Below are 4693 nucleotides of genomic sequence, written 5' to 3'. Positions count from 1 at the left end.
AAAGCGTTGGTTAAGTCCTCGATCTATTAGTATCAGTCAGCTCCACATGTCACCATGCTTCCACCTCTGACCTATCAACCTGATCATCTTTCAGGGATCTTACTAGCTTGCGCCATGGGAAATCTCATCTTGAGGGGGGCTTCATGCTTAGATGCTTTCAGCACTTATCCCGTCCGCACGTAGCTACCCAGCTATGCCTTTGGCAAGACAACTGGTACACCAGCGGTGCGTCCATCCCGGTCCTCTCGTACTAAGGACAGCTCCTCTCAAATTTCCTGCGCCCGCGACGGATAGGGACCGAACTGTCTCACGACGTTCTGAACCCAGCTCGCGTACCGCTTTAATGGGCGAACAGCCCAACCCTTGGGACCGACTACAGCCCCAGGATGCGATGAGCCGACATCGAGGTGCCAAACCTCCCCGTCGATGTGGACTCTTGGGGGAGATAAGCCTGTTATCCCCGGGGTAGCTTTTATCCGTTGAGCGATGGCCCTTCCATGCGGAACCACCGGATCACTAAGCCCGACTTTCGTCCCTGCTCGACTTGTAGGTCTCGCAGTCAAGCTCCCTTGTGCCTTTACACTCTACGAATGATTTCCAACCATTCTGAGGGAACCTTTGGGCGCCTCCGTTACTCTTTAGGAGGCGACCGCCCCAGTCAAACTGCCCACCTGACACTGTCTCCCACCCCGATAAGGGGCGCGGGTTAGAATTTCAATACAGCCAGGGTAGTATCCCACCAACGCCTCCACCGAAGCTGGCGCTCCGGCTTCTCAGGCTCCTACCTATCCTGTACAAGCTGTACCAAAATTCAATATCAGGCTGCAGTAAAGCTCCACGGGGTCTTTCCGTCCTGTCGCGGGTAACCTGCATCTTCACAGGTACTATAATTTCACCGAGTCTCTCGTTGAGACAGTGCCCAGATCGTTACACCTTTCGTGCGGGTCGGAACTTACCCGACAAGGAATTTCGCTACCTTAGGACCGTTATAGTTACGGCCGCCGTTTACTGGGGCTTCGGTTCAAAGCTTCGCTTGCGCTAACCTCTCCCCTTAACCTTCCAGCACCGGGCAGGTGTCAGCCCCTATACTTCGCCTTGCGGCTTCGCAGAGACCTGTGTTTTTGCTAAACAGTCGCCTGGGCCTATTCACTGCGGCTTTTCTGGGCTATTCACCCTAAAAAGCACCCCTTCTCCCGAAGTTACGGGGTCATTTTGCCGAGTTCCTTAACGAGAGTTCTCTCGCACACCTTAGGATTCTCTCCTCGCCTACCTGTGTCGGTTTGCGGTACGGGCACCTTACATCTCACTAGAGGCTTTTCTTGGCAGCGTGGAATCAGGAACTTCGGTACTATATTTCCCTCGCCATCACAGCTCCGCCTTAATGGAAACGGGATTTGCCTCGTTTCCGGCCTAACTGCTTGGACGCGCATATCCAACAGCGCGCTTACCCTATCCTTCTGCGTCCCCCCATCGTTCAAACGATGTATAGGTGGTACAGGAATATCAACCTGTTGTCCATCGCCTACGCCTTTCGGCCTCGGCTTAGGTCCCGACTAACCCTGAGCGGACGAGCCTTCCTCAGGAAACCTTAGGCATTCGGTGGAAGGGATTCTCACCCTTCTTTCGCTACTCATACCGGCATTCTCACTTCTAAGCGCTCCACCAGTCCTTCCGGTCTGACTTCAACGCCCTTAGAACGCTCTCCTACCATCGACACCCAACGGTGTCAATCCACAGCTTCGGTGATACGTTTAGCCCCGGTACATTTTCGGCGCGGAGTCACTCGACCAGTGAGCTATTACGCACTCTTTAAATGGTGGCTGCTTCTAAGCCAACATCCTGGTTGTCTAAGCAACTCCACATCCTTTTCCACTTAACGTATACTTTGGGACCTTAGCTGGTGGTCTGGGCTGTTTCCCTTTCGACTACGGATCTTATCACTCGCAGTCTGACTCCCAAGAATAAGTATTTGGCATTCGGAGTTTGACTGAATTCGGTAACCCGTTGGGGGCCCCTAGTCCAATCAGTGCTCTACCTCCAATACTCTCATCTTGAGGCTAGCCCTAAAGCTATTTCGGAGAGAACCAGCTATCTCCAGGTTCGATTGGAATTTCTCCGCTACCCACACCTCATCCCCGCACTTTTCAACGTGCGTGGGTTCGGGCCTCCATTCAGTGTTACCTGAACTTCACCCTGGACATGGGTAGATCACCTGGTTTCGGGTCTACGACCTCATACTCATTCGCCCTATTCAGACTCGCTTTCGCTGCGGCTCCGTCTCATCAACTTAACCTTGCATGAAATCGTAACTCGCCGGTTCATTCTACAAAAGGCACGCCATTACCCATTAACGGGCTTTGACTACTTGTAGGCACACGGTTTCAGGATCTATTTCACTCCCCTTCCGGGGTGCTTTTCACCTTTCCCTCACGGTACTGGTTCACTATCGGTCACTAGGGAGTATTTAGCCTTGGGAGATGGTCCTCCCTGCTTCCGACGGGATTTCTCGTGTCCCGCCGTACTCAGGATCCACTCAGGAGGGAACGAAGTTTCAACTACAGGGTTTTTACCTTCTTCGACGGATCTTTCCAGATCGCTTCATTTACCCCGTTCCTTTGTAACTCCATGTTGAGTGTCCTACAACCCCAAGAGGCAAGCCTCTTGGTTTGGGCTAATTCCGTTTCGCTCGCCGCTACTCAGGAAATCGCGTTTGCTTTCTCTTCCTCCGGGTACTTAGATGTTTCAGTTCCCCGGGTCTGCCTTCAGTACCCTATGTATTCAGGTAAAGATACTGTTCCATTACGAACAGTGGGTTTCCCCATTCGGAAATCTCCGGATCAAAGCTTACTTACAGCTCCCCGAAGCATATCGGTGTTAGTCCCGTCCTTCATCGGCTCCTAGTGCCAAGGCATCCACCGTGCGCCCTTTCTAACTTAACCGTTAAAAAAGATCTTACAGATGCTTTGAAAAAATTAATTGCCTTCTATCTATTATCTAGTTTTCAAGGAACAAAGCAGAAAGAATCCATCACATCGTGATGCTTGTCTTTCCTATTTGAATGAATTACTCATTCAAAACTGAACAAAACAAAAGCGCTCTCGTAATTATCCTTAGAAAGGAGGTGATCCAGCCGCACCTTCCGATACGGCTACCTTGTTACGACTTCACCCCAATCATCTGTCCCACCTTAGGCGGCTGGCTCCATAAAGGTTACCTCACCGACTTCGGGTGTTACAAACTCTCGTGGTGTGACGGGCGGTGTGTACAAGGCCCGGGAACGTATTCACCGCGGCATGCTGATCCGCGATTACTAGCGATTCCGGCTTCATGCAGGCGAGTTGCAGCCTGCAATCCGAACTGAGAATGGCTTTATGGGATTCGCTTACCTTCGCAGGTTTGCAGCCCTTTGTACCATCCATTGTAGCACGTGTGTAGCCCAGGTCATAAGGGGCATGATGATTTGACGTCATCCCCACCTTCCTCCGGTTTGTCACCGGCAGTCACCTTAGAGTGCCCAACTGAATGCTGGCAACTAAGATCAAGGGTTGCGCTCGTTGCGGGACTTAACCCAACATCTCACGACACGAGCTGACGACAACCATGCACCACCTGTCACTCTGTCCCCCGAAGGGGAAAGCCCTATCTCTAGGGTTGTCAGAGGATGTCAAGACCTGGTAAGGTTCTTCGCGTTGCTTCGAATTAAACCACATGCTCCACCGCTTGTGCGGGCCCCCGTCAATTCCTTTGAGTTTCAGCCTTGCGGCCGTACTCCCCAGGCGGAGTGCTTAATGCGTTAGCTGCAGCACTAAAGGGCGGAAACCCTCTAACACTTAGCACTCATCGTTTACGGCGTGGACTACCAGGGTATCTAATCCTGTTTGCTCCCCACGCTTTCGCGCCTCAGTGTCAGTTACAGACCAGAAAGTCGCCTTCGCCACTGGTGTTCCTCCAAATCTCTACGCATTTCACCGCTACACTTGGAATTCCACTTTCCTCTTCTGCACTCAAGTTCCCCAGTTTCCAATGACCCTCCACGGTTGAGCCGTGGGCTTTCACATCAGACTTAAGGAACCACCTGCGCGCGCTTTACGCCCAATAATTCCGGACAACGCTTGCCACCTACGTATTACCGCGGCTGCTGGCACGTAGTTAGCCGTGGCTTTCTGGTTAGGTACCGTCAAGGTACCAGCAGTTACTCTGGTACTTGTTCTTCCCTAACAACAGAACTTTACGACCCGAAGGCCTTCTTCGTTCACGCGGCGTTGCTCCGTCAGACTTTCGTCCATTGCGGAAGATTCCCTACTGCTGCCTCCCGTAGGAGTCTGGGCCGTGTCTCAGTCCCAGTGTGGCCGATCACCCTCTCAGGTCGGCTACGCATCGTCGCCTTGGTGAGCCATTACCTCACCAACTAGCTAATGCGCCGCGGGCCCATCTATAAGTGACAGCGTAAACCGTCTTTCCATCTTCTCTCATGCGAGAAAAGAACGTATCCGGTATTAGCTCCGGTTTCCCGAAGTTATCCCAGTCTTATAGGCAGGTTGCCCACGTGTTACTCACCCGTCCGCCGCTAATCTCAGGGAGCAAGCTCCCATTGATTCGCTCGACTTGCATGTATTAGGCACGCCGCCAGCGTTCGTCCTGAGCCAGGATCAAACTCTCCGAAGAAATGTTTGACTTGCTCATTTGCTTTTTT

Annotated in this window: 2 rRNA genes; both read right to left on the bottom strand. The window is 52.3% G+C overall.

Features of this window, described 5'->3' with window-relative positions:
* Positions 1-6: 6 nt before the first annotated feature.
* A 23S ribosomal RNA gene (locus V3595_RS28560) occupies positions 7-2939 on the bottom strand.
* Between the two features lie 175 nt (positions 2940-3114).
* Positions 3115-4665 (bottom strand): 16S ribosomal RNA (locus V3595_RS28555).
* The 16S and 23S rRNA genes sit together here, the layout of an rRNA operon.
* Between the last annotated feature and the right edge of the window lie 28 nt (positions 4666-4693).

This window comes from Bacillus sp. CFBP9009 (assembly GCF_036541465.1).
GTDB lineage: Bacteria > Bacillota > Bacilli > Bacillales > DSM-1321 > Peribacillus.
This window is presented reverse-complemented; position numbering and strand designations above follow the sequence as displayed.